The following is a 25,464-nucleotide window of genomic DNA, read 5'->3' as shown; positions in this document are numbered from 1 at the left end:
TAAAAAATAACTACATTCTCTGTTATCTTCCTCCGAACAACACTAATTAGTAAAAAAACAGATTACCGATGCCGGGAGACCGTCGGGATTAAAAACAGAAGCCCGTTACCCGTCTGCCGTCATCCGGGAAAAACAACAAATACGATGAACAAGAGAACGTACGCAGGAATACCTGAAAAATACACTCGTATAGACGATGCCAGGGTAGTATTGATTCCTGTTCCTTATGATGGTACCAGCACCTGGCAAAAAGGAGCCGACAAAGGCCCCGAAGCTTTTTTGCACGCCTCCGATAATATGGAATGGTTTGATATAGAAACACGTACCGAACCCTATAAAAAAGGAATATACCTGGCCCCGCCCATTACGGAGAACGCTTCCCCGGAAAAAATGGTAGAAACCGTATACCGGACTACCAAAAGCTATATCAACCAGGATAAATTCGTTACTATTTTCGGTGGAGAACATTCGGTTTCTATCGGAACTATCCGGGCCTTTAACGAGTGTTTCGAAGCCCTTACCGTAGTACAGATAGATGCCCATGCCGACCTGCGGCCGGAATACGAAGGCTCTGCCTGCAATCATGCCTGTGCCTTGTACGAAGCCAGCCGGAACACCAATCTTATACAGGTGGGTATACGAAGCATGGATGTTGCCGAACTGGACAACATGGACGAGAACCAGGTTTATTTTGCACACGAGATCATCAACGATGATGACTGGATGACCGATGCCGTACACCAGATGACGGAAAACGTGTTCATCACCATAGACCTCGATGCTTTTGACCCCTCCATCATGCCGTCAACAGGTACTCCGGAGCCAGGTGGACTGCTGTGGTATGAAGCCCTGGAATTTCTCCGCAAAATATTTAAGAAAAAGAATGTGGTGGGATTTGATATCATGGAACTTTGTCCGGATGAAAACGAAAAATCTTCCGACTTCCTGGCGGCCAAACTGTATTATAAAATGCTGGCTTACAAATTCAAATACACCGGGAAACAGGACGATGATGAAGACGAGGATTAATTTAATTGTTTTGTAAGAATATTTTTATATTTTTATTACACCCGGCAGAGATGCTCCACAGAACATCTCTTCGGAAAAACAGAAAAACAGGTCCTCCCTGTTATCACGGGAGGGCCTCCAAAAAATTATAAAAAAGAAAAACAATGAAGGGAGCTATTTCAAACTTTATAGAAAAATATTACCTGCACTTCAACGCGGCCGCCCTCGTAGATGCTGCCAAAGCCTACGAACAGCAGCTGGAGAACGGTGCCAAGATGATGGTTACCCTGGCCGGGGCCATGAGTACTGCCGAACTGGGCAAGATCTTTGCCGAAATGATCCGTAAAGACAAAGTACAGATCATTTCCTGTACCGGGGCCAACCTCGAAGAAGACCTGATGAATCTCGTTGCACATTCCCATTACAAAAGAGTGCCCAACTATCGCGACCTCACCCCGAAAGAGGAATGGGAACTGCTCGAAAAAGGGCTTAACCGGGTTACCGATACCTGTATCCCCGAAGAAGAGGCCTTCCGCCGCCTGCAAAAACACATCTATAAAATATGGAAAGATGCCGATGATAAGGGAGAGCGTTATTTTCCCCACGAATACATGTACAAGCTCTTGCTTTCCGGTGCCCTGGAAGAATATTACGAAATAGACCTCAAGGATTCGTGGATGTACGCCGCTGCGGAGAAAAACCTGCCGATAGTAGTCCCCGGATGGGAAGACAGTACTATGGGCAATATATTCGCTTCCTATATCATTAAAGGCGAACTGAAAGCATCTACCATGAAAAGCGGTATCGAGTATATGGCCTTCCTGGCAGACTGGTATGGCAAGAATTCCGGTAAAGGCGTTGGGTTCTTCCAGATTGGTGGCGGTATCGCCGGAGATTTCCCTATTTGTGTCGTCCCCATGCTTTACCAGGATATGGAAATGCACGATGTACCCTTCTGGAGCTATTTCTGCCAGATATCCGATTCCACAACCAGCTATGGTTCCTATTCCGGTGCGGTCCCCAACGAAAAGATTACCTGGGGTAAGCTGGACATAGACACGCCTAAGTTCATTATAGAATCTGATGCCACGATAGTAGCCCCGCTTATTTTTGCATATTTGTTAGATATGTAAAATGAGAAAAAAAATAACTTGCATACAATATTCATTTTGATTTATTTTTAGGCCAGTATTAACAATTCCCCCGTATGAAACGCGTAATAGTTGATTATAAGAAACTTACCAATGAAATCCTCACCCTGTTGGTAGAAAAGTACCCCGACGGTTATGGTGATGACGACATTATAAGGTTTAAAAATGCCAATAACGAGACCGTGGAAGCACTGGAAGTGCGTACCAATGATGCGGTTTACCTGGTAAAAGTAAGTACCAGGCTGGCAAATACCATGGAGAACTTTGACGAGGATGAAGACGACTTCGACTCCGGGGATGTAAGTAGTTCCGTAGATATTCCGGACGATCCGGAAGAAGACGAAGAATAGAGAAACACAACAAAAACTCCTGAAATACCGTCAGGAGTTTTTTATTGCCGGACAGCAACCAAAAAACAAAGCCACGGATACACAAAAACATCCGTGTATCCGTGGCTTAAATATGTAAACCATATGCGGTAATTATCCGTTTACGGGTATAAAGACTTGCTGCCGTTGGCTACGACATTACTTCCCAGCCCGGAGAAAGATACTTTAAACTTGCTGGAGCTAAAGCTGAGCGATCCCGTTGGTGTACACAGGCCCAGGGCGTACTGGCACTTACCATAGGCCCCGGAGTTTTTGGTGACCTTGCTGTAACTCTTTGCCTTTCCGAGAGAAATATGCCCCCAGTCGCTTACATCCGTATTGGAAACCCTTCCGGAAGAATAATAGATGGTGATCTTATACCCCATTTCTCCCCGTTTGGAGCCCCATAGCCATTTGGCGGTCCACCATTGTTTGTACCACTTGCTATAGGTCCTGGCCTGAATACCTTCTTCTTTTCCGGAAGAAGCTTCTTCCGAAGTTTCGGTTTCCCCTGCTTTATCGATCATGACCAGTCCGCTGAGAATGTTGTCCCATACAATTCCGGAATCGCGATAGAAGCATTGGGTCTTGTAGATGGCTTCTCCCCTTTTCCAGGTGATCTGCATGACGTTGTCGCCGGACTTTATTTCTTCTTTAGCAGCCTCTTCTACCCTGCTTTGTGTATCCGCCAGTCCCTTACCGGAATACAGGCTTTCCATAGGGTCTATTTGCACGGAAGCAGGATCGGTAATATTGCCATAAGCTATAACATTAGCTTTGTCTTTTACCGTACGGTGAGATAATTCCACGCCTTTTTCGGTGGTAACACTTCCCAGTAGCTCAATACCCATAATTTGCAGATCGTCTGGCAAATATTTAGCCAGGTTCTGACGGGTCAGTTCCAGTTGTTCTTTTACCGCTTCCGGCAAATCCTGGGTTGACAGCGGGGTAAGTTCGCTTTTCAGGTCTTCCGTAGTCTTTTGTTCCTGTGCAACTTCATCCGGTAATTCTGTGGTGTCGTTCTGGCAGCTATACATAGTCAGCGCCAATAAGGCTATCATCAGCCTTAGCATAATTGAAGGTTTTGTTTTCATCGTAATGTAAGATTAAGGGTTAATATTATGTTAAAACTAACAAAAAATCTTACATGAATAACAAAACCTAACAAAAAAATATGTGGTCCCGGGAGATGGGGAGTGAATTGGGGATTTTGTTGGGTTGAGGGAAGAAGGACACCCCTCTGCCTGCGGCATCTCCCCTGGAGGGGAGAGACTTTTTACCTTCTATATGGTATATTTCCCCCCGGGGGGGAATTTAAAGATATGGATACGTTGATAAATCTTTATTATCTATCCCTGGGTGGGCTATATTAGTATATACTCCTCCAAACTCTCCAATTCACTAACTCATCAACTATAAATACCGCTCGTTTAGTATTCTCAGGTGGTGCTTTAAGTGTCCGGAGATGATAAAGCCAAGAGCCCGTACGGACAATTGGTTACCGCTTACGGTGCCGGAGCGCATCAGCATTTCATTGGTAAAGGTGTGAAAAAGTGATACCGAATTCAGCCGGGTAGCTTTCAGGTCTACCATCAGTTCCTCCTTAGTTCGGTTGTGGGCATTGGAATATGGCACGTAATCGTCCTGCTCAAAGCCGGGGAGATCGGTTTTGTCGTTGCGGGCAAAGCGCAGAGCCCTGTAAGCAAATATCCGTTCCGTATCTATAATGTGTTGCAGTACTTCAGCTACGGTCCATTTTCCTTCGGCATAACGGTACAACAGCCTGTCTTCGGGCAGATCGCGGATAAAATCGAGCAACTCCGCTTCGGTACTTTTGAATGCGCCAAGCAGTTCCGTCTCATCCAGGGCGAGGATGTAGTTACTGTAATAAGAATGGTATTCGGTTTCCTGGAGTTCCCTTGAGTGTATCATTGTATTTTTTACGAAAGGTAGCTATTTTTTTTCGTGGGGTACAAATAGAATGCGCTCTTTTTTAATCGGGTTTTGCGGTTTCCTGCACGGCTTATAAGAGGATTTAAACGGCTGTAAAACCCTGTTAAAAAAACACGTCTGTTTTACTGCTCATCAACTTTTCTTTATATTTATAGGAAAAGAGACAAACATGTAGTTCTCTTGTTATCAAAATACTACCCATGGATACAGCTACATTTCGAATATCCGTCAACCGTAAGGCCCATATTGTCGAGGCCGATCCTGCCACACCGCTACTGTACGTGTTGCGGGACATCCTGGAACTCAACGGTCCCAGGTTTGGTTGCGGACTGGCGCAGTGCGGGGCGTGTATGGTGCTGATGGACGGCAATGCTGTGCCCAGTTGTAGCATACCGGTGCAGGCGGTTACGGAAGCGGAGATCACCACGCTGGAAGGCCTTGCCCCGGATACGAATTCCCTTCACCCCGTTCAGAAAGCTTTTGCGGAGGAACAGGCCGCACAATGCGGTTATTGCCTGAATGGCGCTATCATAACTGCAGTGGCTTTGTTGCGGAACAATCCGAAGCCAAATGACGAAGAAATACGGAGCGGTATGCAAAGAGTACTCTGCCGCTGTGGTGTACAGGCCAGGATGATACGGGCTATCAAAAAAACGGAACTATAAACAGGACAGACCTCCGTTCCGTTACGCAGCCCCACTCTTCCGGTCTCTGGAACTACAAAATCCATGAACTAAAAAAACACGACTATTATGACCGTACAGAGCCGAAGAAACTTTATCAAGACCACCGGTTGCCTGACCATTGGTTTTACCCTTGGGGCGGTTTCCGCATTTCCGGATGTACTTTCCCCGATGCAGGAACTTCCCCGCGGACTTCGCCGCCATGCTTCGGTAAATGCCTGGCTGGAAATACTACCGGACGGCAGCCTGCGGGTATTCACAGGCAAAATAGAGATAGGCCAGGGTATCCGTACGGCAGTGGCACAGGTAGCTGCGGAAGAGTTGTACATGGGGATGGATAAGGTACAGGTGGTTATTGCGGATACGGACCGTACACCCAACGAGGGCTATACTTCCGGCAGTGGTTCTATAGAAGGCAGCGCCATGTCCGTCCGTTATGCGGCAGCTTATGCCAGGCAAAAGCTACTGGAACTCGCCGCTCCCCGCCTGAACGCTTCCATAGCCGATCTTTGGATCTCCGATGGCCGCATAGGGACGGATAAAAACAGTTCGGGTATATCTTTCAGCGAGGTACTGGACGGGCGGCAGATTGAAGACGTGGTACGGCTGCCCGTACAGCTAAAACCCCGTAAGGAACGTCGTGTTATAGGCAAGCCCGTAGCCCGTAAAGACATTTACTTTATGGCCGCGGCACAGCCTGTATTTGTACATAATATGCGTTTTCCGGCTATGGTACATGCCCGTGTGGTACGGCCGCCGTCGTATAAGGCAAAACTCAAGTCGATAAATGAGGAGGCAACGGGGAAAGAATTTCCGAAGTTGTTGAAAATCGTAAGGGACGGCAGTTTCCTGGCGGTGCTTTCCCGGGATGAATACACGGTAATCAAGGCCCAGGAATATTTGCAGCAAAACGCCAGGTGGGCGATATCCGAACCTCTGCCGGACATAGCGGATAAAAAATTACCGGAATACCTGAAATCTCTCCCTACCGAAGATGAAACCGTGACGGACAAGGGAAGTTTTGCCGGGGATACTGCGGAAAAGGAATGGATCTCGGCTTCTTACTTTAAACCGTACATTATGCACGGCGCTATAGGGCCATCCTGTGCCCTGGGACTTTATAAAGAAGATCAATTATTCATATGGACACACAGCCAGGGGGTATTCCCGCTACGGGAAACACTTAGCGGCCTGCTGGACATGCCGCAGGAAAATATTCATGTGCAGGGTGTACCGGGAGCAGGATGTTATGGCCATAACGGGGCGGACGATGTAGCTGCAGATGTGGCGCTTCTCGCCCGTGCGTATCCCGGTAAACACATCCGGCTGCAATGGTCCCGGCAGGAAGAACACGCCTGGGAACCTTATGGCAGCGCCATGATACTGGAAAACAAGGCCCTGTTGAGTACGGAGGGACGTATTACTCACTGGGAATACGACCTGTGGACTGATACGCACAGTACCCGGCCGGGAGGTAACCCCGGAAGACTGTTGCCAGCGTGGTATCTTAAAAAAAATATGACGGACAACTCCCCGGGTTTTGTCGGCGGCGGGTATCGCAATGCGGAACCGTATTACCAGATCCCCAACCAGAGGATACATGCGCATTTTTTTAAGGGACCGCTTCGTGTATCGGCCTTACGGGCATTAGGCGCCTACGCCAACCTGTTTGCCATAGAGTGTTTTATGGATGAACTTGCCGGGCATGCCGACAAAGATCCGTATGAATTCCGCCTGATGCACCTGAACGATCCCCGTGCCCGCGATGTCCTGCAAAAGCTTCGGGAGCGGACTTCGGTAGAAACCCACCCGGAAGGTACGGGCATGGGTATTGCTTTTTCCCGCTATAAGAATACTGCCGCTTATTGCGCGGTGGCTGCCAGGGTTGCCGTGGATAAAGATAACCGGGTAGTCCTGCAAAAAATGTGGAGCGTTATCGATGCGGGGGAAACCATTAACCCGGACGGACTGAAAAACCAGACGGAAGGCGGTATGATACAATCGGCAAGCTGGACTCTGAAAGAGGAAGTGACCTTTAATACGGAACAGATCACCAGCAGGGACTGGAACTCCTACCCTATTTTTCGCTTTAATGAAGTCCCGGAGGTTGACGTTACCATTATAGACCGTCCGGATGCACCGCCACTGGGCGCCGGGGAAGCTGCACAGGGCCCTGCCGCCGCCGCTGTGGTCAACGCCGTTTATCACGCCTGCGGAAAGCGGGTAAGGCGATTGCCTTTGGAAAAGTATTTGTAGTTGTGAGGTTGTTAGTTAATGGATTATCCCGTTATTCAGGTGGAAATGTGAAACTGGAAAATAAGGGGAATCTTTTTCTATTCATCCTTAAAAATAAAACCTTGTTAAAACTCCTCCCTTCTGATGAAGGGAGTGGACAAACTTCAGTTTGGACAGAGGGTTTTGATAGCCCAAACCATTGGAGTTAATACCAAACATTTGCCTACATACGCCAAAACCAGGTACATCCATCTCCCCTGTTTCCTTAAGTTCCCGGATATCCTCTCCTACTGTATTTTATACTATTCCCCGCATGGCGGCATTATCCTGTCGAGTTCCACTACAGACACATAGCCTGCAAATCCGTATTCCGCATAGCGCTCACAGGCGTACGATTTGTTTTCAGCTTTATTGGCGTAGTCTACGGCGAGAATTATTTTTCCCGCTTCTTTCAGGGCGCGTACGTTGGCCAGGTTTTCGGCGCACCAGTCTTCCGTACAGGGAATATCGGCATCCATAAAAAAGAGGTCTTCCACGCCCAGACCATCTATGGCTTCGGTATAGCCTTCGTAGTGGCGGAGTTCGGGGGAATTCTGCGGAAAAACCCAGAAACCGGGCGATTGTTGTTTGGCATATTCACTGATATGGATGATCTGGTCTACCATTTTCCCGGCCAGGCTTTCCCGGTCTTCGCCGGGCACGAGGTCCAGGTCTATTTCTTCATAGGCATTGGGGATATCGAGATACACCCCGTCAAACCCGGCGGCAATGGCCTGGTCTATACGTCCCTTTACGGCCAGTTCCCACCAGGCCGGCTCCCAGTATTTTACAAAATACTCATCGGGCCAGTCCGGCCAGTGGTTGAGTTGCAGGCCGGCTTCTACTACCGCTGCATATTCCGGGCGGTAGGTCTCGTTAGTGCCCATAGAAAAATAGGCCAGCACTTTTTTACCGGAATTACGCAGGGTTTCTATCTCTTCTTTGGTAAAATAACCTTCGCCCCCGTCCCTTGCCAGGTCTATCACGGCCAGGTCCTGCTCCGCTTCTGCCAGTGCGTCCAGTTTACCATCGGGGTAATTGGTCAGTTGGTACACAAAATTGCGAACTTCTCCCGTTACGGCGGGCGGATTGTTTTCTTCTCCGGCAGTAAGATCATCGTCTTCATCACTACACGCGATGTTTATACCAACTAAAAGAAGTACAAACATATAGGTCAACGGAATACGTAAGGTTTGGCATATGGTGGTCATTTTCATGTTGTTCGTGGTTTTTAAGGGCTTGTTTTTGCTGATAGTATGGTATATCGGCATCATTTTAAAAGAAATTTAACCTTACTTCTTTCCGGAATAACGGTTTTTATAGTGTGTTTATTTTTTACAGGAAGATATCAGCAAGAAATAATAGCTATTTTATGGAAATCCGTATAAACTTACGGAAGATTTGTAGAATATTTGTTATCCCAATTTCGAACCAGGAATGCTTTTTTATGATGGAACGAACTGTAGCTACAAAATTAGGCAATACCTAAACCTGTTATCACGTGGCAATTTTATCTAGGAAATAAGAAAGATTGGTATTTCTTTCCCCTATTGTTTGTGTTTTAGGTTCAATGTAAAGAAAAATGCAGTATTTTTAATCGCCGTTTTTCACTTTAAATAAAGTACACTAACCTATTTGTAATCTGAAAATTAAATGACAAAAAACTACAGCTTAAAAGTCTATGCTCCAATATTGTTATTATTTTTCCTGATCCTCTCCGGTTGTTCAGGTGACGATGACAATGTAATTACACTGGAAAACTTTTACAAAGGGGCCCTTACTTCTGCAAAGACAGAAGACCTGGCGGGGATCTGGTCTGTATACGAAGTGGAATACGAGGGAGAAAAAACATCGGTCCCGGTATCCTACCAGGGATGTGGCCGGGATTTTTTTGTTTTTATGGAAAATGGCAAATACAGCCAATACGCTGCTAATTCCGAATGGTGTAATTACGATACGGATGCAACTAACTGGTCATTGAATGAGGGGATTATTTACATAGGCCCTTCCGTACCACAATCGGAAGAAATGGTCCTTGTCGGTTTGAATAAGGACAAACTTATATTCAGGATGAAAATAGACATGGATGAAGACGGTACCCTTGACATTTTGACTTTTACCGCGCAACGATATGCCCCTCCCAACGATCCGGACATTTATACAGCTTCCTTCCAATGGGACGATAGTTCCGAACACCAGGACAAAATACGGCTTAAGTGGATGAAATACCAGGGGCTAAACAATTTCGAAAAATATGAAATTTACAGAAGTTCCGGGGAATGCAATAAAAACAATGTAGAACTTATAGGTACTATCACCGACAAAGACCAGGACTTTTTCATAGATGAAGAACCTCCTGCGCAAGAAGAACTTTGTTACTTCTTCCGGTTATATACAGATAAGGGCCTGGTGGGAGAAAGCTTTCCTGCCCAGGTCTTTACCCATTACCTGGAGGCCACCCCGGTAGCGTTATATCCCCCCGAAGTTGTGAATGATGCCATTAAACTCCATTGGGAAACCTATAAAGGATATTATTTTTCTCATTACGAAATTACGGTCGGAGCAGCTAATTACGATGATTCCCCCCTAAACGAAATGGTTGTGGCAAAAATAGAGGACATCAATACCACCACCTTTACGGATAATAACCCTCCTTATGTGGTAGACCCCGTATACAGCGTTTATGTATATGATACTTTTGGGTTTAAAAGCTTTGTATCTACAGACATAAACAGTAAAAAAGCGACCTACACAAAACCCGGGGTCCTTCCCTTTGATACTGTAGAATTCGTAGCCATAGATAGCGAAGAAACCATCATTTACCTCGCAGCCGAAGGCGATCTCTACAGGTATAATTACAGTATGCAAGCCATAGAAGCCAAATCGGATATTTTTCCCAATTCGTTCACCTCCACCCCGATACAAGTTGTAAAATCAGCCGATTACGGTAAAGAGATCATCTATCATGCACATAGTGAATTGTATGTATATGATGCTGGTAGTTTAAAGTTAAAGTATAAGCTGAAGGCAGAAAATCACCTCTCCTTCTATCATTTTATTTACCTGCATGACAACTTGTGGCTGCTTACCGACTCAGATTATGTATATACCTGTAAAAGAGAGGCAAATACCTTTACACTCATTGACAAAGTGCCTCATTTTACAGCGCACCAGGGCGATGCAAATTATTATCCCATTGCAATAAATAACAACCAGGTTATTGTGGGGCATAATGAAGAGCCGCAGAGTATCAAATTTACATTGGATGGCAACGGACAACTCGCGGAAAGGGAAAACGTGAACTTTAGAATGAGATCATCATATGATCTGAAAATTATGTATAACCCCCAGCAAGACTATTTGGCAGATTTTGTAAACAAAAAACTTTATACTGCCGATAACTTTACTGTTTTCCGGTCTTTTGAAGAACCCCGCTTCCCTTCGGGCATAAGCGCGGATGGAAACTTGATCCTGGGGTCTAACAACAGCCCCGCCTGGCCCTGGCCCGAAAATGACCAGCCGGAGCGAAAAGCATTGATATATGATGTTTCATCACAAATGGTAAACACATACGAAACCAAAGGTTACCCGCATTTATTATTTGAAAACCACCTAAGGCAAATAGTCAGTATATCATCCGGTTTAAAACGGGACCGCTTGGATGGTCAATTATATCAACCGGACATTTTCGTGGAGATTGTTGAGTAATAAGAAAAACCAGCAAAAAACACTCTCCCCTCTGGCGCTCGTTTGCAACGAGTGCCCAATCGTAAACAGCGTTTGTAACGCCCCCTGTTTTTATAAAAGAAATGTCCGAAAAGTATAAAGTTATAGACAGCACGGAACCTACTTTTATTACCCTTACGATAACAGATTGGGTGGATTTGTTTATCCGTCCCGTGTATACCAATATACTGGATGATAGCCTTAATTATTGCATCCGCCACAAAGGCCTGGTGGTACATGCGTATGTGTATATGACCAGCCATTTACACCTTATTGTAAGCTCTACCGGGGAGGAATTGCAAAACATTGTCCGTGATTTTAAAAAGTTTACTTCCAAACAGATCATAACAGCCATTAAGGAGCACCCGGAAAGCAGACGGGAGTGGTTATTGAATAAATTCAGCTATGCAGCCAAACGAACCGGGAGAGGTAAACATTATAAAGTATGGGAAGACGGTTTTCATCCGGTGTTGCTGGATACCATTAAAAAAATAGAACAGCGTGTACATTACATTCATTACAACCCTATTGCGGCGGGAATGGTGTATGAAGAATTGGCCTGGATACACAGTAGTTACAGGGCTTATATGGAAGATTGGACGGAGAATCCGAATGTGGAGTTGCAAACATTGTGGTGAGTAATGATAGTTTTGCAAATATAGACTGGTTTAGCAAAGGGGAGCATTGCAAATGCAAGAGACAATGGGCACTCGTTGCAAACAAGCGCCAGAGTCTAAATCATACTTTTTCCTTACGGGGATTAGAAACGATAAGATGCACCCATATTTATTATACCCTTATATCCAAAACCTACTTCGGCAAAAACCCCGAGTTTATTACCATACCTTAGTCCTATGGCATTCAGGTGAAAATTAAAATGGGAAAGCGAATCATCATCAGATCCGGATGAAGGTTCGTTGGGGCTGTATTTCTCCTTTGTAAAGGATACCCCGGCACCGATTCCGGAATACAATTGAAATTTAGTATGGTTCAGATAAAGGTAATTTCCTTCAACGGCAATGGTATAGTTGTTTGCACTTACCTCTCCTGTTTCTTTAAAAGAATTGTCTTCTTTTCTGAAAGTAGTGCCCGAGGAATATTCGTATAAAAAAATCCCCCCCACTTTTATTCTTTTGCTGACCTGCCTTTTATACGAAAGGAAAAATCCCCCGGTATAATCCCGATCTACCTTGTAATTTCCTAAGGTAAACAGGAAAGAAAAGGTGTCTTCTGCCAAATCTAATATCTCATTTGAAGTCCCTATTCCATATCCGACAGATATGTCATTTTTAAGAAACGTACGTTCCTGGGACCATGCGAAGTGGCTCCCTGAATACATCATTATCAGTAATAGTAATAGTTGGTAATTTTCTTTTTTCATCATGTTATAACTTAAGTAGGAATTATGAATTTAGCGTAAAATACATTAATTATCTTTTTCACAAGAAAGAATAATCTTTCTAAAACATTAAGAATAAACAGGTAATTAACATATATTTAACAAGGGAATAGTACCGTGAAAGGCGAATATTCATTGCAAAGGAGTGCCAGGCACACAAAAATAAAAACTCGGGATGGCTGAAGTTTTGAGGTTTAAGCCATAGATTATGATAAGACAAAAGCCCCTTGACATGGGGCTTTTTGGTCTTTTCGAGATTTTTGCAGAGCATTACAAATGCTAAAGACAATGAGTACGCGTTGCAAACGAGCTGGTGGCTTACCCGGGTACTTCAATTCATTTGAAACATATGTTTTTTGGTAGCACTATCGTTTTTTTTTGTCGCTAGCCTCATACAGAAAGATGATTAACAAATAAAAATGATGGCCAGGACGGTCACGATCAAAGCCCCGGCTATAATGCCCAGTAAAAAGCAGGTGGCGGGTAGCCGCAGCCAGTTGTTGGCCCCGGGGTTTTTGGTATGGTTATTATGAGCTGTTGAAGTTGACACCACTAATCTTTATGTTCGTCTTCTCCCTGTTGCTTCGTCTTCTCATTCATATAAATTAATATACAATGTGCTTCGTTTAAAAAATGGCTTTCCGGAACAGGTAACATCCGCATGGCCAGCCGTAAGATGTTATTTATGCTGTTCTTCATATCTATCTCCATAAGTTCCCCGGAAGAAGCCTCTTTCTCCGTAGCTATAATGCATAAGTTAAGAAGATCGGCTATGATCAACATGTGTTCGGTATAGCCTGATACTTCTATTTTCATTTCAAAATTGTCTGTTTCCGCATTGTATTTTAAGGTCTCAAAACACTTATATGCCTTTTCCCGCAGGAGGTCAAATAACCTGTTTTTCTGTTCCATATGTATTGGTTTTAGTATTATTAGTGCTATTCCTACTCCCCTGTTATTGTTGTGTTTAACAAAGTGTGCCCCGGCGCTTCCGGCATTTCCACAGGTTCCTCCCGTACATAATGCAATTTCTTTAAACGTTCCAGTTCCTGTATGGCTATTTCCCTGGCGTTGCTCATAAAGCCATCAACCACACCATAAACTTTCTCAACATCTTTCCTGCTGATGCCGGCATTTGTACGGCTGCGTATAATGCTATGGCCATAGCACAGCAGGTAAAACAGGTAATGCTCCCGGTATGAGGTTTTCGGGAAAAAGCGGTCCGGGAGTTCCGTAAAGTGGCTGCACAGGTGCAGCAGGTAATCCAGGGCGTAGTGTTTGGGCTTAAACTCCCAGAATACAAACAACAGTCCCAGGCATACCTGCTCTACCGCATCCCCCAGGATGGCCACCCTTGCGGCGGCATCTTCAGGGTATTCGTCCTGTGCTATAGTACCGTGTATATAGATGGCATGGCGCCAATGGCTTTTCCACTTTTTGTGTATCCGTTTCCACACTTTGGGGTGCCTTACCGGGCTAAAATGAAATCTTTCAGGATCATCTTCTCCTCTGTAATACGCCAGCGGTGTACCCATAATGGTACGAGACAGGAAGTTATGTCCGCGGTCTACCTTATCCCATGCTTTTCCAACATCATATACTACAGGATATACACAGCAGGGTTGCGACAGGCCCTCTCCTGCTTCTTCCAGTAAGGTATACATGGAGGGCGTCCAATGGTCTTCTACGAGTATCAGCAAAGTGTAGGCCGTTAGCTCCACAGGGGCGTAGTGTACAGGTTGCATAAATACCTGCTGTGTGTGCAGCACTTTTCGCTTGCCCATTACATAGATGGCACAAGGGATTATGTATTGCTCTAGCTGTGCTATAAGTTCCTGCAAGAGCGTATCTTTCTCCAAGGGGTATTGTGCAACACCATCGTACTGTGTGGCCTGTTGCGGGGATTTTAGCCCCTTCAAACGGTAGTTGTACCGTTTTTTCAGCAGGGTTTCTATTTGCTCTGCCTGTTGGTGGATATGGGTAAGCTGGTGGTCCGTAATATGGTAGTCGTTGCGGTAGCGGCTGGCTATGTAGGCTTCGTCCAGTAGTTTCAACAGCAAGGCCTCTTCTTCTGTTTCCGTATTAAAGATACGGCCCAGTTTCGGGGCGTAGGGTCTCAGGTTGTTTTGCAGTTCTTTTATACTATGGCTTTTGCGTTCCTTGCCCATGATAAAAAGCGTCGCAAAACGCAGGCTGATCTCTACATACTGGTGCAGCATCAGGGCGGCATGCGGGCGGTACTGGTCTCGCTTGTAATACTGTGCCCCTTCCAGGAAAGCACGGGCTTTTACCGTTTCGTTGGTATAGCGGACCTTTAGATGTTTTTTTACCACCTCGTCTACCGTATAGGGCAACAGCCCGGGGGCATCTTCCGTAGCCTTATAGACCAGTTTATGCGGCAGGCAGCCGTGTATAAAGAACAGGTTCTTTTCTTTAAGCTGCTCTTCCGCATAATCCATATCAAAGATGCGATAGTGATAGGCGGTTTCTTCCCGGAAGATACGGCCTACGGTGGTGGCCAGTTCTGTAGTGAGCACGGAGCAACGTCCCCGCAGCAGGATGATAAGCAAACTCCCCTCCTCTATATCCGTCTGGTAGATATATTGTACTTCCAGGAGCTGTACCAGCTTTTGTGTAATGTCTTGTATAGATAAAGCCATAATATTCGTTTAAAAAGGTTAACAAAAAACTATACGGGGGTAGCAGGTATACGGGTGTAGTGGTAAAAGAAAGGAAAAGGCGTCCCTCTTCCTTTCGTACTACCCCAAAATAACAGGGCATACCACCCTGCTAAGCCTTATGTTGCGAAAACCTTCAGAAAAGAAGTTTATAAGAATGCTTTTGCTTAGTACAGAAGAGTTACCGGAAATAAAATAGGCGTGGAACTCAACTTATTGTTTCGGAGGTACTGGCATACCTTACCACGATAAGTGAGCCCACGCCCGGGTCGTAGGCCATTTACACTTATTGCCTCGTGGTGATGAAAAGTGCCAGTTTTCCAAAACAAGACTCTAAGCGAATAGCTTCTAATATTTTTTTGCTTTTAGAAGTATCGCAAATGTATGTATTTGCATCAAATATAATAAAAAAATCTTCATGTAGGTGAATTCACTCACGATATTTTATTTAAAACTTTAGAGATTGTCCCGTAAATGAAAGAATTACTATGGATTCCGAATATCAAAAAAAAGAGTTTTTACACTTATTTGGCCAGCAGATTGATAAAATACGTGAGACAAAAGGATATAGCTATAGAGATATTGCTACGAGGAGCAAATTAAGTGCAAGCGATATAAGCAAATTTGCAAAAGGTAGGGTTAATATAACTTTATCTTCCATTATGGAACTTGCCAAAGGCTTAAACGTACATCCGAAAGAGTTATTTGATTTTGATGTACCAATGGAGACAGAAAGAGGTTAAACACTTCTAAACTGTTGCTCATTTGCAACCAATACAAGACAGCTTTAGGTATTTTGCCATAAATACACGGTTATGCTAGATGATAAGAAGAAAAAAGAATTCATTGTTAAGTTTGCCCAAAAGTTAGGAGAAATCAAAAAATCAAAAAACTTAAGTTTTCGAAAAATTGGTGCAAACTGTGATCTTGATGCCAGTTTTATTAGCAAAATAGAGAAGGGTACTGAGAATATTACTTTAGAAACTATCCTTAATCTTTTGTATGGTTTAGATGTGCAACCCAAAGAATTATTCGATTTTCATGTGGATTTGAAAAAGGATGATGTTAGGAAATAGAGCATTGGTAAAATTATAAGGATATTGCTTCTATGTGTAGGCTTCCCTAAAAATGTAGGCTTACTTATAGCGATTGTGCCTATAGCAGAAGTCCATGTTTTTGATATTCTACTTTAAACCCCATAAATTTAAACTACAAATAAAGATTGGAAATTAATAATAATTTATAAAAAGTGATCTTTGTGATTTTCCTTGAAATTAAGAATCGCTGACTTGTGCAACAACTACCTATTGCTAGATAGCATTTTTATCAGAAGTATTTCTTATAAATAGCTTCTCCCATTTTCCGGTACTGGCTTGATTTAAATTTTTTGAAATCAAATTGATTAATGTTTTTCAATTTTAATTTGTAATCTTCTACAGATAAGACTTTATTATTCTCGATCAATAATCTCAATACGTTCAATACTCCATTTATAAAGGTTACTGTCAATAGACCTTTGGAATTACTTGGACTGTATGTTTGCCATTGTTCACTATCAAAATTCATTTTTAGAGCTATTAATAAATCTCTTATTTTTTCAACAGAGAAGTCTATGTATTCGTCAAGTAATTCGAATTCTTTATTATTTTTTTGTTTTAATTTCTGTTTGTTAGAATGATTCCAAATCATGTAAATACTGTCCTTTGCTTTTACATCTTCAATTTTTATTAAAGGTCTTAATCCAAAACTAACAATAGAAGCAGTTTTAATTTTACCTTTTTCATACCAATATTGTTCTATTAAATTACCAAGTGGACCACTCTTATTTAAACCGGCCAATATTCTTTTACCAATTGCAACAGAAGAAAATGGACTAATCATTAATTCAATTTCCTGTTTTAATTGAGATCTCACATTGGTCTGATTAGAATTAATTTCCAAAAATAAATTGGCTTCGAATTTTAATCTTGCTTGCTTGCTTTCATTTTTAGGGAAAAGAATTCCGGTAACTAATAAATTTTGAATAGTTCTCAATTTAGAAATATTAGGTTCAAATTGATCGTCTCCTTCGTGATAAGCATAAGTTCTATGTTGTCCATCTATTAGACCAATAATATTGCATTCATCATTAATTTCAATGAGAGCAGGAGTGACTTCCGTTGCATTTCTACCAACAAACTGACCATTGTCATTTACTGAAAGAAGATTGTTTTCTTTATCATATAATTTGATTTTATCTATTGATATTGTCGAAATAATATTGTTTATAAAGACTCTATTCTTGTCTGTTAAATATCTTCTCATACTTGATATCTTCTTCGCCTCAAACATACGTTGATAGTGACCAATATTTTCAATATCACGCCAACCATTTTGTCTTAGAACGTATGACCTTTTAAGTAAGGACTCTGCATCAATATAAAACGACACAATTTTATATCCTTCATCAAAAGAACTTTTCTCTTCTGGAAGTATGTGTCCGGAAAACTTATTAGAAGATTCTAATGATGAATTTTTAATATTCGACCCATAATCTTCAATTGGAATTTTGATAAATTCTAAAAACTCGTATTTACTAGACTTTTTTATTACTTTGGTTAGACTTTTAAAATATTGAACGATGTGATGATCAAAAAATGTTACGTTTTCTACTGTGTTTTTATGTTCTTCCGAAATGGTCTTTTTGGAACAATATAAAATTTGTAGCCTTAACTCATTTTTTGAATACTTCCCTTCAATATTTTCCTTATGGTATTTTTTAAAGCTTTGTAGCTTTTCTTCTGTCAATAAAAAATCTATAAATTTTCTTTTATCAAGATTGACTTTATCATAAAATATTTTCTTTGCAAACAAGTGGTCTTTAGGGTCTCCAATAGTATATTCTACGAGCAAAATGATATTTTCATAAATGAAAATATCATCTAATTCAGTTTTTCGATTGTCATATTCAAAATGCTTTCCGTCTATATATAGCAGTCTTTGAAATCCTATATTTTTTAGAATAGTCGAGATTTCATTTCTTTGATCCCTTTTCTCTTTCCTTAAAGCTTTTTCTTGTGGAGAAAGCTTCTTTCTCGTTGTCTTTTTTCTAGTTTTTCTTGTTGCCATACGAAAATTTATAAATAATCATTTTCACTTAAGTCAACACCAATTTCACTGATAACCTTTATTTTAGGGGAATTAAGATCAGAATTTTTTACAAATGAATATGTATTAGTTTTTGTGTATCCAAAATGTTTTTTATTGTTGAATCTTTTAGATTCTAAAAATCTGAATATTGGCTCAATACCAAATTTAGATAAAGGTGCTTTACTGGTTAATACTTTTACTTCATCCAAAAAAATGTTTTTATCAACTTGTCCAATAACCTGGTATTCAACTAGTATTAATTTGTGTTTAATTTTACTTGCTTCTTTGGGAATGACAAAAATTTTAAAATTATTAAGATTGGTGTTCTTTTCAATGCTATTAATCAAGACGCGAGCATATTTTAAAGATCTTAAATCAAGAATACGTTTTTCAAAATCTCCTTGATCCTTATTTTGGGAAAATAGTTCATACTCATTTCTATATTTTGAAAAGGTATTTTCTAAATATTCTTCGAACATTGAAATGTATTTGGCATTTAATTCGAACCCAATGTAATTTCGCTTCATATATGCAGATTGCGATAGAACTGTTCCACTACCTGCAAAAGGATCCAAAATATTATCATTTTCGTCTGTGCTTATTTGAATCATTGTTGCAACCATACTTTGAGGTAATGGGCAGAAATGTCGAATATATTCATCTCCCCAAGAACCTTGAGTTGGAATTGGAAATTCCCATACTTCGTCTAAAGCCTTTCCTTTAGGGTTATATCTTTCAGGATATTTTATCCACCATTTCTTTAATTGAGAAGTGTCATAAACTCTGACATTATTTTTATTCGACTTATAATTTATGGTTTTAGAGAAGAAAAGTATATACTCAAACTTTCGTTGCATAAAGCCATTTGTTGACCAAGGAACTGTTTTGTCCTTTTTCCAAATAATAACATCTTGGAGCAACCAACCTATCTCTTTTAATTTGCCAGAAAGATCAAAGGGTAATGTGACAACTTGATTATTTCGTTTAAAGGTATCTATTATTATCCATAAAGTTCCGTTCTCTTCTGTAATTTCAAACACACCTGCAAAAATTGATTTTAGATCATTCAAATAATCTTCATAGGTTTGCCCATATCCAACTTGGTTATTAGAATCATAGTCCTTCATATCATAGTATGGTGGAGAAGTAATCGTAGTCGTGATCTTTGTTTCAGAAGAAATAGTATCTAAAATATTTCTGGCATCCTGGTTATAGATTACGTTCAGTGACTCTTTAGTAGTTTTTAATTTCATTTATTTTTAGATGCAATTTTTTTAATTTAGCTTAATGCTCAAATATACACAATGAATCGTTTCTGTTAATAAAATACCTCAATCCCAAAAAGCAACTGTACTTACCTGGAATCAGAAAGTTCTGGTTAATTCATCATTTTATATAGCATTCCTTATTTGGTATATCAATAAAACCCCTAATATCAGAGAAATTTACTAAATAATTTTACGGTTTTCCACATGTTGCAGAAAAAAAAATGGATTTGTTTGGTTTTGTAGGGGAAAGATTAATTGGGTTGTGTGATAAGCCGGGGCTTCGATACACCCCGGTCGCAGACCGGGGCACTCAGCCGCCTTTGCTTAGGTTGTGAAAGGTTGTAATAAGCTACATCAAAAAGGACAGAATAGAGGTGGCTGAATGCCAGCCACAGGCTGGTGTATCGAAGCCACTGAGGCACTCAGCCGCCTTTGCTCAGGCTGTAAAAGTTTGTTATAAGCTACATCGAAAAGGGCAAAACGGAGGTGGCTGAGTGCCAGCCGCAGGCTGGTGTACCGAAGCCCCGGGAGTTTTATTTTTTCAATAATTCCATCCGGTATTTTATCATCCGGATAATAAGGTCTTTTGGCAAAGGTTTGTTCAACGGAAACTGGACCGACCCCTTGCCTTTTTTGTATTCGTCCAATTCGGCATCAAACTTTTCCATAGTTGTGGGATGCGGATAAAGGCCAACGTGTTTTTTATATCCTGCAATCATAATTTGCTGCTCTCTTTTCCCCCCTTCAACCAGCGCATATGCAGGAATATTATAATTGAACAGTTCCGTTGCGCCAGGTTTGGCTTTAAGAATGCATTCTTTCAGTTCCAAAAGTGCTCGTTTCGTCTGTTCGGGTTGAGCGTTAAAATATTCGTCAACAGAATTAAACGGGTTTGTTCCACTCATAATCCGGTGTTTTTTTATTTATAAATACTTTTTTTATAGGGTTGTGGTGAAGCAATATTCGCTACAATTATTTTGTTCGTCCCGTAATAGTTGAATATTTCTTTTGGCGAAACATTCGGTATATTTTCGGCCGATATTGTCGCAACCCAGCACAGAACACTTCTATTAATATATTCCTTAATTTCTGTAGTTAGTTCCATTTTTTTAATTTACGCACAACACACAAATATATACAATCCTCCTATTTTGCATATTTTTTAAGACTGAGTTTTAAAGAACACCCTAAAAAAACAAAACCCGAGTTTTTATAATGCGCTATCAGCCGCACATTATTTCCCGTGGTATCCAGTCTTACATACGGTTTTCCCATAGCTATGGCGTATTCCTTAGCCCAGTCTACAATTTTGGCGGCAAAGTTATGCCCCTGAATCCGGGTTAGTCGCAATTCTATGAATATAAACGGTGCTATCCTCGTTTCTCTTTTGCCAGATCTGTGCATCACTAAACGCAATCGCTCAAATGCAGGCAATTTCCCAATTAATGGTCATTTTCCACTGCCGGTTTTCACTAATTTCATTTTCAACAAGCCCCCGAACCCGGATAGCAAGAATACGAGGGTTTCCGGGAGGAAAATCAACCGCAAGGAAACAAAACCATTATTGTAGCAGGTTTTTTTAATCGTTCTTTGTAATCTTTAAATCTTTAAAAAATCCTTCTGTTCCGATTTCCACCCAAAGTCCAATACTACCCGATGTTGAATTCCCTTTCATTTCACTCACTACAAATGAAGGATATTCTTTGTCATTTAAATACAAGGTTGCCTTCTTGCCTTCTACTTCTACACGCATGGTTATCCATTCGTCCAATCCGATATCCGCATAGGTTTCGAATTCACCTTTTGAGTTTTCTCTAAGCACGTTAAATTTATAATCAGGATAAGCGTAGTATTGAATAGTGTGGTTTCTTCGTAACTGGTCATCTGCCCGGCCATTTGTTGGTCTCAGATAGATAGATTCATAGGACGAATTATCTTCATTAATCCGGAATGCAATTCCAATAAATCCCCTGGCAAACTCCGGAGCGTCTTTAAGTAACCTGCTTAGTACCTTTATCTCAATTGTACCGTTGACGAAGTTCAAATCCTTAATTTTTACAAATGTCGGTTCATCTACGGTATTGAATAAGTTGTCCTTGTCAAAAGGCAACGCTTCTAAATCTCTTTCAATCCGCAGTGCTTCTTTTCCGTGCAATTCCGTAACCGAAGCCTTTACATTAGAGATTTCAAATTCCTGGTTTTCCCATTTCAAAGTTTGGGCACAAGAATTTAATGTGGTTAAACCCAACACTGTTGCCAATAGCGAAATGATTTTCATGGTGAAATGATTTGTGTTCGTTTTTCTTTTGCTTGCCGCTACACACAAATATACACAATCCCCTTTCCATATTTTTCAGGACCTAAACTTTTAAAAGCCAGGGTGGAGGTCAACATACGCACTTCCCTGGTCCAGGGTATAAAACGCTATGAGGACTATCCTGTCAAAAAAGTTCAGTGCACTCAAACCCCATTCGCTTTATTTCCCGGACCAAAAAATCATTGGTTGCGGCATAGCTATTTATCCTGAGTATATTTTCCCTGTCTTCCAGGTCAAAATTCCAGTTCCCCTGGCCAACCAATACATCCAACAGGTCCCGAAGAGATTCTATAGCACCTGTTGTTTTTACCGAGGTTCGAAAAATTGAAATCTCCTGCTTTCCTTTTAGATATAAAGACTTCATAGTACTCACCATTTCATGTTTTTTAAGTTTCAATGTCAAGTCGTATACGCGGTTTTAAGCATTGTTTCGTATGTTGCTGGTTTTGATTGGCTGTGAAGCATTCTTCCTGGTCCCCTTCCTGTATATAATATTTCACAACTAAAAGGGATTAAATGAAATTCCCAGGTTAAAGTAACCCGCAGGCCGGGGCTCATAATCTATCAGCGCATTATCCTGGTTGAAACGTTTCCCTTTTTCCGTAATACGCGACTGGAATACGTTTAATAGTCCCGCTTTTGCCGTTAAAACCAGTTTCCTCTTTAACAGGTATTCATACATAATACCGGATTTTAATGCTGTTTGCCTGTATTCAAAAGTATTGGTGTATGGCACAATCTCGTTGCTTTTAAAATAAAACCTTGTACTCTCCAGTTCTGTTCCGAATGAAATTCGGCCTGTTCGCCCTAAACGCGTACGTAGCATAACATGTGAAGGTAATATTACATCCAGGTTCCACTTGCTCCCGAATAGGGGTGCGGTATATGTAAACGTAGGGAGTATGGGTACCGTAGTCGTAGGATCTATAAACCCCATCAAACCTACGGTTAAAGTGCTGCTTGATCCTCTTTTAAGTACCATAGTGGCAAATGCCATACCCGTTACCCGCCCGAACATTTCCTCGCTGGCATCGGCCGTTATACGGGCACCGTAGATTACAGGTTTTTTAAAAAGGGAAGAGAAGTATGTAAAGTTTACAGAAGAGTTCATATAATGAAGATCTGCCCGTACGTTCCCGTCCTCTGCATTGGTGTAGTCATAACTCCGGAAATTGTAGTTCCCGGAATAACCTAATTTCCATCGCTCCTTTTTTATAATGGGCAGGTTGATATTCAGAGAAAAATCCTGAACCGCCTCTGCATGTCCCTTACCGGCTTCGCTCCCTGAAATTTCCCTATCAAAATCACGCGACCCGATAACTCCGTAACTAATGTCGAGAATCCTGGCCTGGGAAAACTGCTCTGCCACACTTTTATAAAATGCTTCAGGATTAACCTGTAAAGAATCCTGGGCAACAACGTTAAACTTCAGAAGTAATAAACAGGCCCCAAGCAAAAAATATTTCATCCGCTAAAAATTTGAAATTTACGGGACAAATCTAATAGATGAAGAATGGCGTATTTAAGTTATTATACCAAATACCATCTTTTTTATACCAAATGGTCAGGAGGGTATTTTCGTATAATAATAAAGCTGATTGGTATAATAATCCGGTTAGACAAAAAAAAATGGTTTTACTTTACTGCCGGAAATTTGTTTTACTCCTATGAATATTGCCAAAAAAGATTATTTTGTTGATTTTCTAACTCTGAAAAAATACCGGATACTCAGACATATATCCATTCTATTTCTGCTTGCCGTAATTATTCTGAGTAATAAGAAGGTAAACCCGGACCAGTTTTCGAGGCCCTTAATAAAATATTATTTACTGGCTTTTGCATACCTCATGGTAGTCATTATGTTTTATATAAATATGTATTTTTTAATCCCCCGTTTTTTATATAAAAAAAGCTATATCATGTACCTGGTTTCCTTTGTAATTGTCGTGAGCCTGGGTTTTATGTGTATTACGGTTTTTGAAGATATTTATATAGCTGAGTATAGAATTGAACCACGTATAGATAAAGGCTTTTTTTTAAGACTCTTCGATGCTAGTTTTATTCTCATGCCCTTTATTCTAACTTCCACAACATTAAAGCTCTTTCAGTGGTGGATAACCAATGATAAAAAAATAAATGAATTAGAAAACAAGGCTCTGAAAAGCGAATTAAAGGCACTAAAGAACCAGATAAACCCCCACTTCCTGTTCAATATGCTGAATAACCTGAATGTGCTGATTAAAAAAGACCAGGAAAAAGCCTCACAGGTAACCCTTAAACTTTCGGATTTTTTAAGGCACCATTTATATGAAAACAATCAGGCCTCAGTTACATTAGCCTCAGAAATTAAATTTATCAATGATTTTCTGGAGCTGGAAAAAATAAGAAGAGATGACTTTACATTTACCGTTGAAAGTTCTCCGCACATCCATAAAAATTTGAAGGTACCTCCTAATATTTTCACTGTATTTGTGGAAAATGCCATAAAACACAGTAAAGATCCTATAAACCCCGCGGCGATAAAAATATACTTCGAACAAGAAGAAGATCACATCCTTTTTTCCTGTATAAATACAAAGACAACTACAGACAACGAAGACTATAAGAAGGGCATCGGTTTAAAATATGTTAAAAGAAGACTTGATTTGCTATATGAAAACACCTATAACATACAAATAACAGACCTGGATACTTCATATCAAGTAAAATTAAAACTACCATTATGAACTGTATTATCGTTGATGACGAGCCTTTGGCACGGGAAGGAATGACAGATCTTGTAAACTCCAGACCGGATCTGGTATTGTGCGGAACTTTTAAAAATGCGATCCAGGCACAGGAATTTGTTAAGGAAAATAATGTAGACCTTATTTTTCTCGATATTGAAATGCCAGGCATTAACGGATTGGAATTTGCCAGGACTATTTCTGAAAAAACACTTGTCATATTCACCACAGCTTATAAGGAATACGCTTTTGAAAGTTACGCGGTTGATGCTATAGATTATTTGTTAAAGCCCATTTCGGAAAGCCAGTTTAATAAAGCTATTAAAAAAGTATTTTCTTTTAGCAAGCTCCTTCAAAGCGGGTATACGGAAGTGGATAAAATAACTCAGGATTTCCTGTTTATAAAATCCGACAGGCGGTTTTATAAAATACATTTCAATAAGATTCTGTTTATAGAAGGATTAAAAGATTATGTGGTTATACATACTGTAAACGACAAAATAATGACCGCAATGAATTTAAAAACCATTCATAATAAACTTCTCAAAACCATTTTTATCAGAGTCAGTAAATCCTATATAGTTAACGAAGCTGCAATCGAATCTTTTGACAACCACACTATTTATATCCAGGACTATGAAATACCTATCGGAAAAGTATTCCTGGAAGATTTCTTAAAACAATATCTGAATAATGATATCCGGGAATAACATCCTGTTTTCCGCCGGTATTAAGATTATCTTCCGATCCATTGGCAACTCCGCAATTCGCCAGTTAAACCCGG

25 protein-coding genes are annotated in these 25,464 nt (G+C 41.0%); 11 read left to right on the top strand and 14 right to left on the bottom strand.

The genetic code is table 11. From position 1 onward, the window contains the following. Window positions 1–144 precede the first annotated feature (144 nt). From speB to ACVBDY_RS08740, 3 genes are all read left to right on the top strand, one after another. Complete coding sequence (gene speB, locus ACVBDY_RS08750; protein WP_447175092.1) at window positions 145–1,029, top strand: agmatinase; 885 nt, start codon at window positions 145–147, stop codon at window positions 1,027–1,029. A 143-nt stretch (window positions 1,030–1,172) separates the two neighbouring features. Beyond that, a complete protein-coding gene (locus ACVBDY_RS08745) occupies window positions 1,173–2,141 on the top strand; it encodes a deoxyhypusine synthase family protein (RefSeq protein ID WP_447175091.1) in 969 nt (322 codons plus the stop codon). A gap of 74 nt (window positions 2,142–2,215) precedes the next feature. Next, window positions 2,216–2,509 (top strand): hypothetical protein, encoded by a 294-nt coding sequence (locus ACVBDY_RS08740; protein WP_447175090.1) that lies wholly within the window; start codon window positions 2,216–2,218, stop codon window positions 2,507–2,509. Window positions 2,510–2,649: 140 nt separating this feature from the next. Here ACVBDY_RS08740 and ACVBDY_RS08735 read toward each other — a convergent pair whose 3' ends face one another. Together ACVBDY_RS08735 and ACVBDY_RS08730 are read right to left on the bottom strand one after the other, a co-directional pair. Further along, window positions 2,650–3,621 carry a hypothetical protein gene (locus tag ACVBDY_RS08735; RefSeq protein WP_447175089.1) on the bottom strand — a complete coding sequence of 324 codons (972 nt, stop codon included), beginning with the start codon at window positions 3,619–3,621 and terminating at the stop codon, window positions 2,650–2,652. A gap of 319 nt (window positions 3,622–3,940) precedes the next feature. After that, window positions 3,941–4,459: a DinB family protein gene (locus ACVBDY_RS08730; RefSeq protein ID WP_447175088.1), complete on the bottom strand. Its 519-nt coding sequence runs from the start codon at window positions 4,457–4,459 to the stop codon at window positions 3,941–3,943. Window positions 4,460–4,680: 221 nt separating this feature from the next. Between ACVBDY_RS08730 and ACVBDY_RS08725 the strand changes: the two genes are divergently transcribed. Beyond that, window positions 4,681–5,145 carry a (2Fe-2S)-binding protein gene (locus tag ACVBDY_RS08725; protein ID WP_447175087.1) on the top strand — a complete coding sequence of 155 codons (465 nt, stop codon included), beginning with the start codon at window positions 4,681–4,683 and terminating at the stop codon, window positions 5,143–5,145. A gap of 87 nt (window positions 5,146–5,232) precedes the next feature. Then, window positions 5,233–7,419 carry a molybdopterin cofactor-binding domain-containing protein gene (locus ACVBDY_RS08720; RefSeq protein ID WP_447175086.1) on the top strand — a complete coding sequence of 729 codons (2,187 nt, stop codon included), beginning with the start codon at window positions 5,233–5,235 and terminating at the stop codon, window positions 7,417–7,419. A 281-nt stretch (window positions 7,420–7,700) separates the two neighbouring features. On the opposite strand, the gene ACVBDY_RS08715 is transcribed toward ACVBDY_RS08720, so the two are convergent. Continuing rightward, the gene (locus ACVBDY_RS08715) at window positions 7,701–8,711 is read right to left on the bottom strand and encodes a glycoside hydrolase family 191 protein (RefSeq protein WP_447175085.1); all 1,011 of its coding nucleotides are present in this window, start codon (window positions 8,709–8,711) and stop codon (window positions 7,701–7,703) included. Between the two features lie 379 nt (window positions 8,712–9,090). On the opposite strand from ACVBDY_RS08715, the gene ACVBDY_RS08710 reads away from it, so the two are divergent. Together ACVBDY_RS08710 and ACVBDY_RS08705 are read left to right on the top strand one after the other, a co-directional pair. Next, entirely contained in the window at window positions 9,091–11,145 is a 2,055-nt protein-coding gene (locus ACVBDY_RS08710) for a hypothetical protein (RefSeq protein ID WP_447175084.1), read from the top strand. A gap of 101 nt (window positions 11,146–11,246) precedes the next feature. Further along, window positions 11,247–11,801, top strand: coding sequence for a transposase (locus tag ACVBDY_RS08705; protein ID WP_447175083.1), 555 nt, complete (start codon window positions 11,247–11,249; stop codon window positions 11,799–11,801). A 122-nt stretch (window positions 11,802–11,923) separates the two neighbouring features. Here the strand turns inward: ACVBDY_RS08705 and ACVBDY_RS08700 are convergent, their stop codons facing one another. From ACVBDY_RS08700 to ACVBDY_RS08685, 4 genes are all read right to left on the bottom strand, one after another. Continuing rightward, the gene (locus ACVBDY_RS08700) at window positions 11,924–12,547 is read right to left on the bottom strand and encodes a hypothetical protein (protein WP_447175082.1); all 624 of its coding nucleotides are present in this window, start codon (window positions 12,545–12,547) and stop codon (window positions 11,924–11,926) included. A 421-nt stretch (window positions 12,548–12,968) separates the two neighbouring features. Next, entirely contained in the window at window positions 12,969–13,112 is a 144-nt protein-coding gene (locus ACVBDY_RS08695; protein WP_447175081.1) for a hypothetical protein, read from the bottom strand. 2 nt (window positions 13,113–13,114) lie between these two features. Continuing rightward, window positions 13,115–13,474 (bottom strand): hypothetical protein, encoded by a 360-nt coding sequence (locus ACVBDY_RS08690; RefSeq protein WP_447175080.1) that lies wholly within the window; start codon window positions 13,472–13,474, stop codon window positions 13,115–13,117. Window positions 13,475–13,506: 32 nt separating this feature from the next. Next, complete coding sequence (locus tag ACVBDY_RS08685; protein ID WP_447175079.1) at window positions 13,507–15,222, bottom strand: HEPN domain-containing protein; 1,716 nt, start codon at window positions 15,220–15,222, stop codon at window positions 13,507–13,509. 506 nt (window positions 15,223–15,728) lie between these two features. Between ACVBDY_RS08685 and ACVBDY_RS08680 the strand changes: the two genes are divergently transcribed. Beyond that, a complete protein-coding gene (locus ACVBDY_RS08680) occupies window positions 15,729–15,983 on the top strand; it encodes a helix-turn-helix domain-containing protein (protein WP_447175078.1) in 255 nt (84 codons plus the stop codon). Window positions 15,984–16,055: 72 nt separating this feature from the next. Then, window positions 16,056–16,316: a helix-turn-helix domain-containing protein gene (locus ACVBDY_RS08675; RefSeq protein ID WP_447175077.1), complete on the top strand. Its 261-nt coding sequence runs from the start codon at window positions 16,056–16,058 to the stop codon at window positions 16,314–16,316. 250 nt (window positions 16,317–16,566) lie between these two features. Here the strand turns inward: ACVBDY_RS08675 and ACVBDY_RS08670 are convergent, their stop codons facing one another. From ACVBDY_RS08670 to ACVBDY_RS08640, 7 genes are all read right to left on the bottom strand, one after another. Continuing rightward, on the bottom strand, window positions 16,567–18,348 hold the full coding sequence (locus ACVBDY_RS08670) for a DGQHR domain-containing protein (protein ID WP_447175076.1): 1,782 nt from the start codon (window positions 18,346–18,348) through the stop codon (window positions 16,567–16,569). Window positions 18,349–18,356: 8 nt separating this feature from the next. Continuing rightward, complete coding sequence (locus tag ACVBDY_RS08665) at window positions 18,357–19,622, bottom strand: DNA-methyltransferase (protein WP_447175075.1); 1,266 nt, start codon at window positions 19,620–19,622, stop codon at window positions 18,357–18,359. A gap of 548 nt (window positions 19,623–20,170) precedes the next feature. Continuing rightward, the gene (locus ACVBDY_RS08660) at window positions 20,171–20,542 is read right to left on the bottom strand and encodes an iron chaperone (protein ID WP_447175074.1); all 372 of its coding nucleotides are present in this window, start codon (window positions 20,540–20,542) and stop codon (window positions 20,171–20,173) included. A 241-nt stretch (window positions 20,543–20,783) separates the two neighbouring features. Further along, entirely contained in the window at window positions 20,784–21,041 is a 258-nt protein-coding gene (locus tag ACVBDY_RS08655; protein WP_447175073.1) for an N-acetyltransferase, read from the bottom strand. A 175-nt stretch (window positions 21,042–21,216) separates the two neighbouring features. Further along, window positions 21,217–21,915, bottom strand: coding sequence for a 3-keto-alpha-glucoside-1,2-lyase-like domain-containing protein (locus tag ACVBDY_RS08650; protein ID WP_447175072.1), 699 nt, complete (start codon window positions 21,913–21,915; stop codon window positions 21,217–21,219). A 163-nt stretch (window positions 21,916–22,078) separates the two neighbouring features. After that, a complete protein-coding gene (locus ACVBDY_RS08645; RefSeq protein WP_447175071.1) occupies window positions 22,079–22,318 on the bottom strand; it encodes a hypothetical protein in 240 nt (79 codons plus the stop codon). A gap of 138 nt (window positions 22,319–22,456) precedes the next feature. After that, complete coding sequence (locus tag ACVBDY_RS08640) at window positions 22,457–23,422, bottom strand: DUF6268 family outer membrane beta-barrel protein (RefSeq protein ID WP_447175070.1); 966 nt, start codon at window positions 23,420–23,422, stop codon at window positions 22,457–22,459. A gap of 199 nt (window positions 23,423–23,621) precedes the next feature. Between ACVBDY_RS08640 and ACVBDY_RS08635 the strand changes: the two genes are divergently transcribed. Both ACVBDY_RS08635 and ACVBDY_RS08630 read left to right on the top strand, forming a co-directional pair. Next, the gene (locus tag ACVBDY_RS08635; protein WP_447175069.1) at window positions 23,622–24,680 is read left to right on the top strand and encodes a sensor histidine kinase; all 1,059 of its coding nucleotides are present in this window, start codon (window positions 23,622–23,624) and stop codon (window positions 24,678–24,680) included. Then, the gene (locus ACVBDY_RS08630) at window positions 24,677–25,390 is read left to right on the top strand and encodes a LytR/AlgR family response regulator transcription factor (protein WP_447175068.1); all 714 of its coding nucleotides are present in this window, start codon (window positions 24,677–24,679) and stop codon (window positions 25,388–25,390) included. The genes ACVBDY_RS08635 and ACVBDY_RS08630 overlap by 4 nt, the downstream gene beginning before the upstream one ends. Window positions 25,391–25,464 lie beyond the last annotated feature (74 nt).

Source organism: Sinomicrobium halophytocola (genome assembly GCF_052983395.1).
The sequence above is the reverse complement of the archived record's forward strand: the minus strand, read 5'-3'. Positions and strand labels throughout refer to the sequence as shown.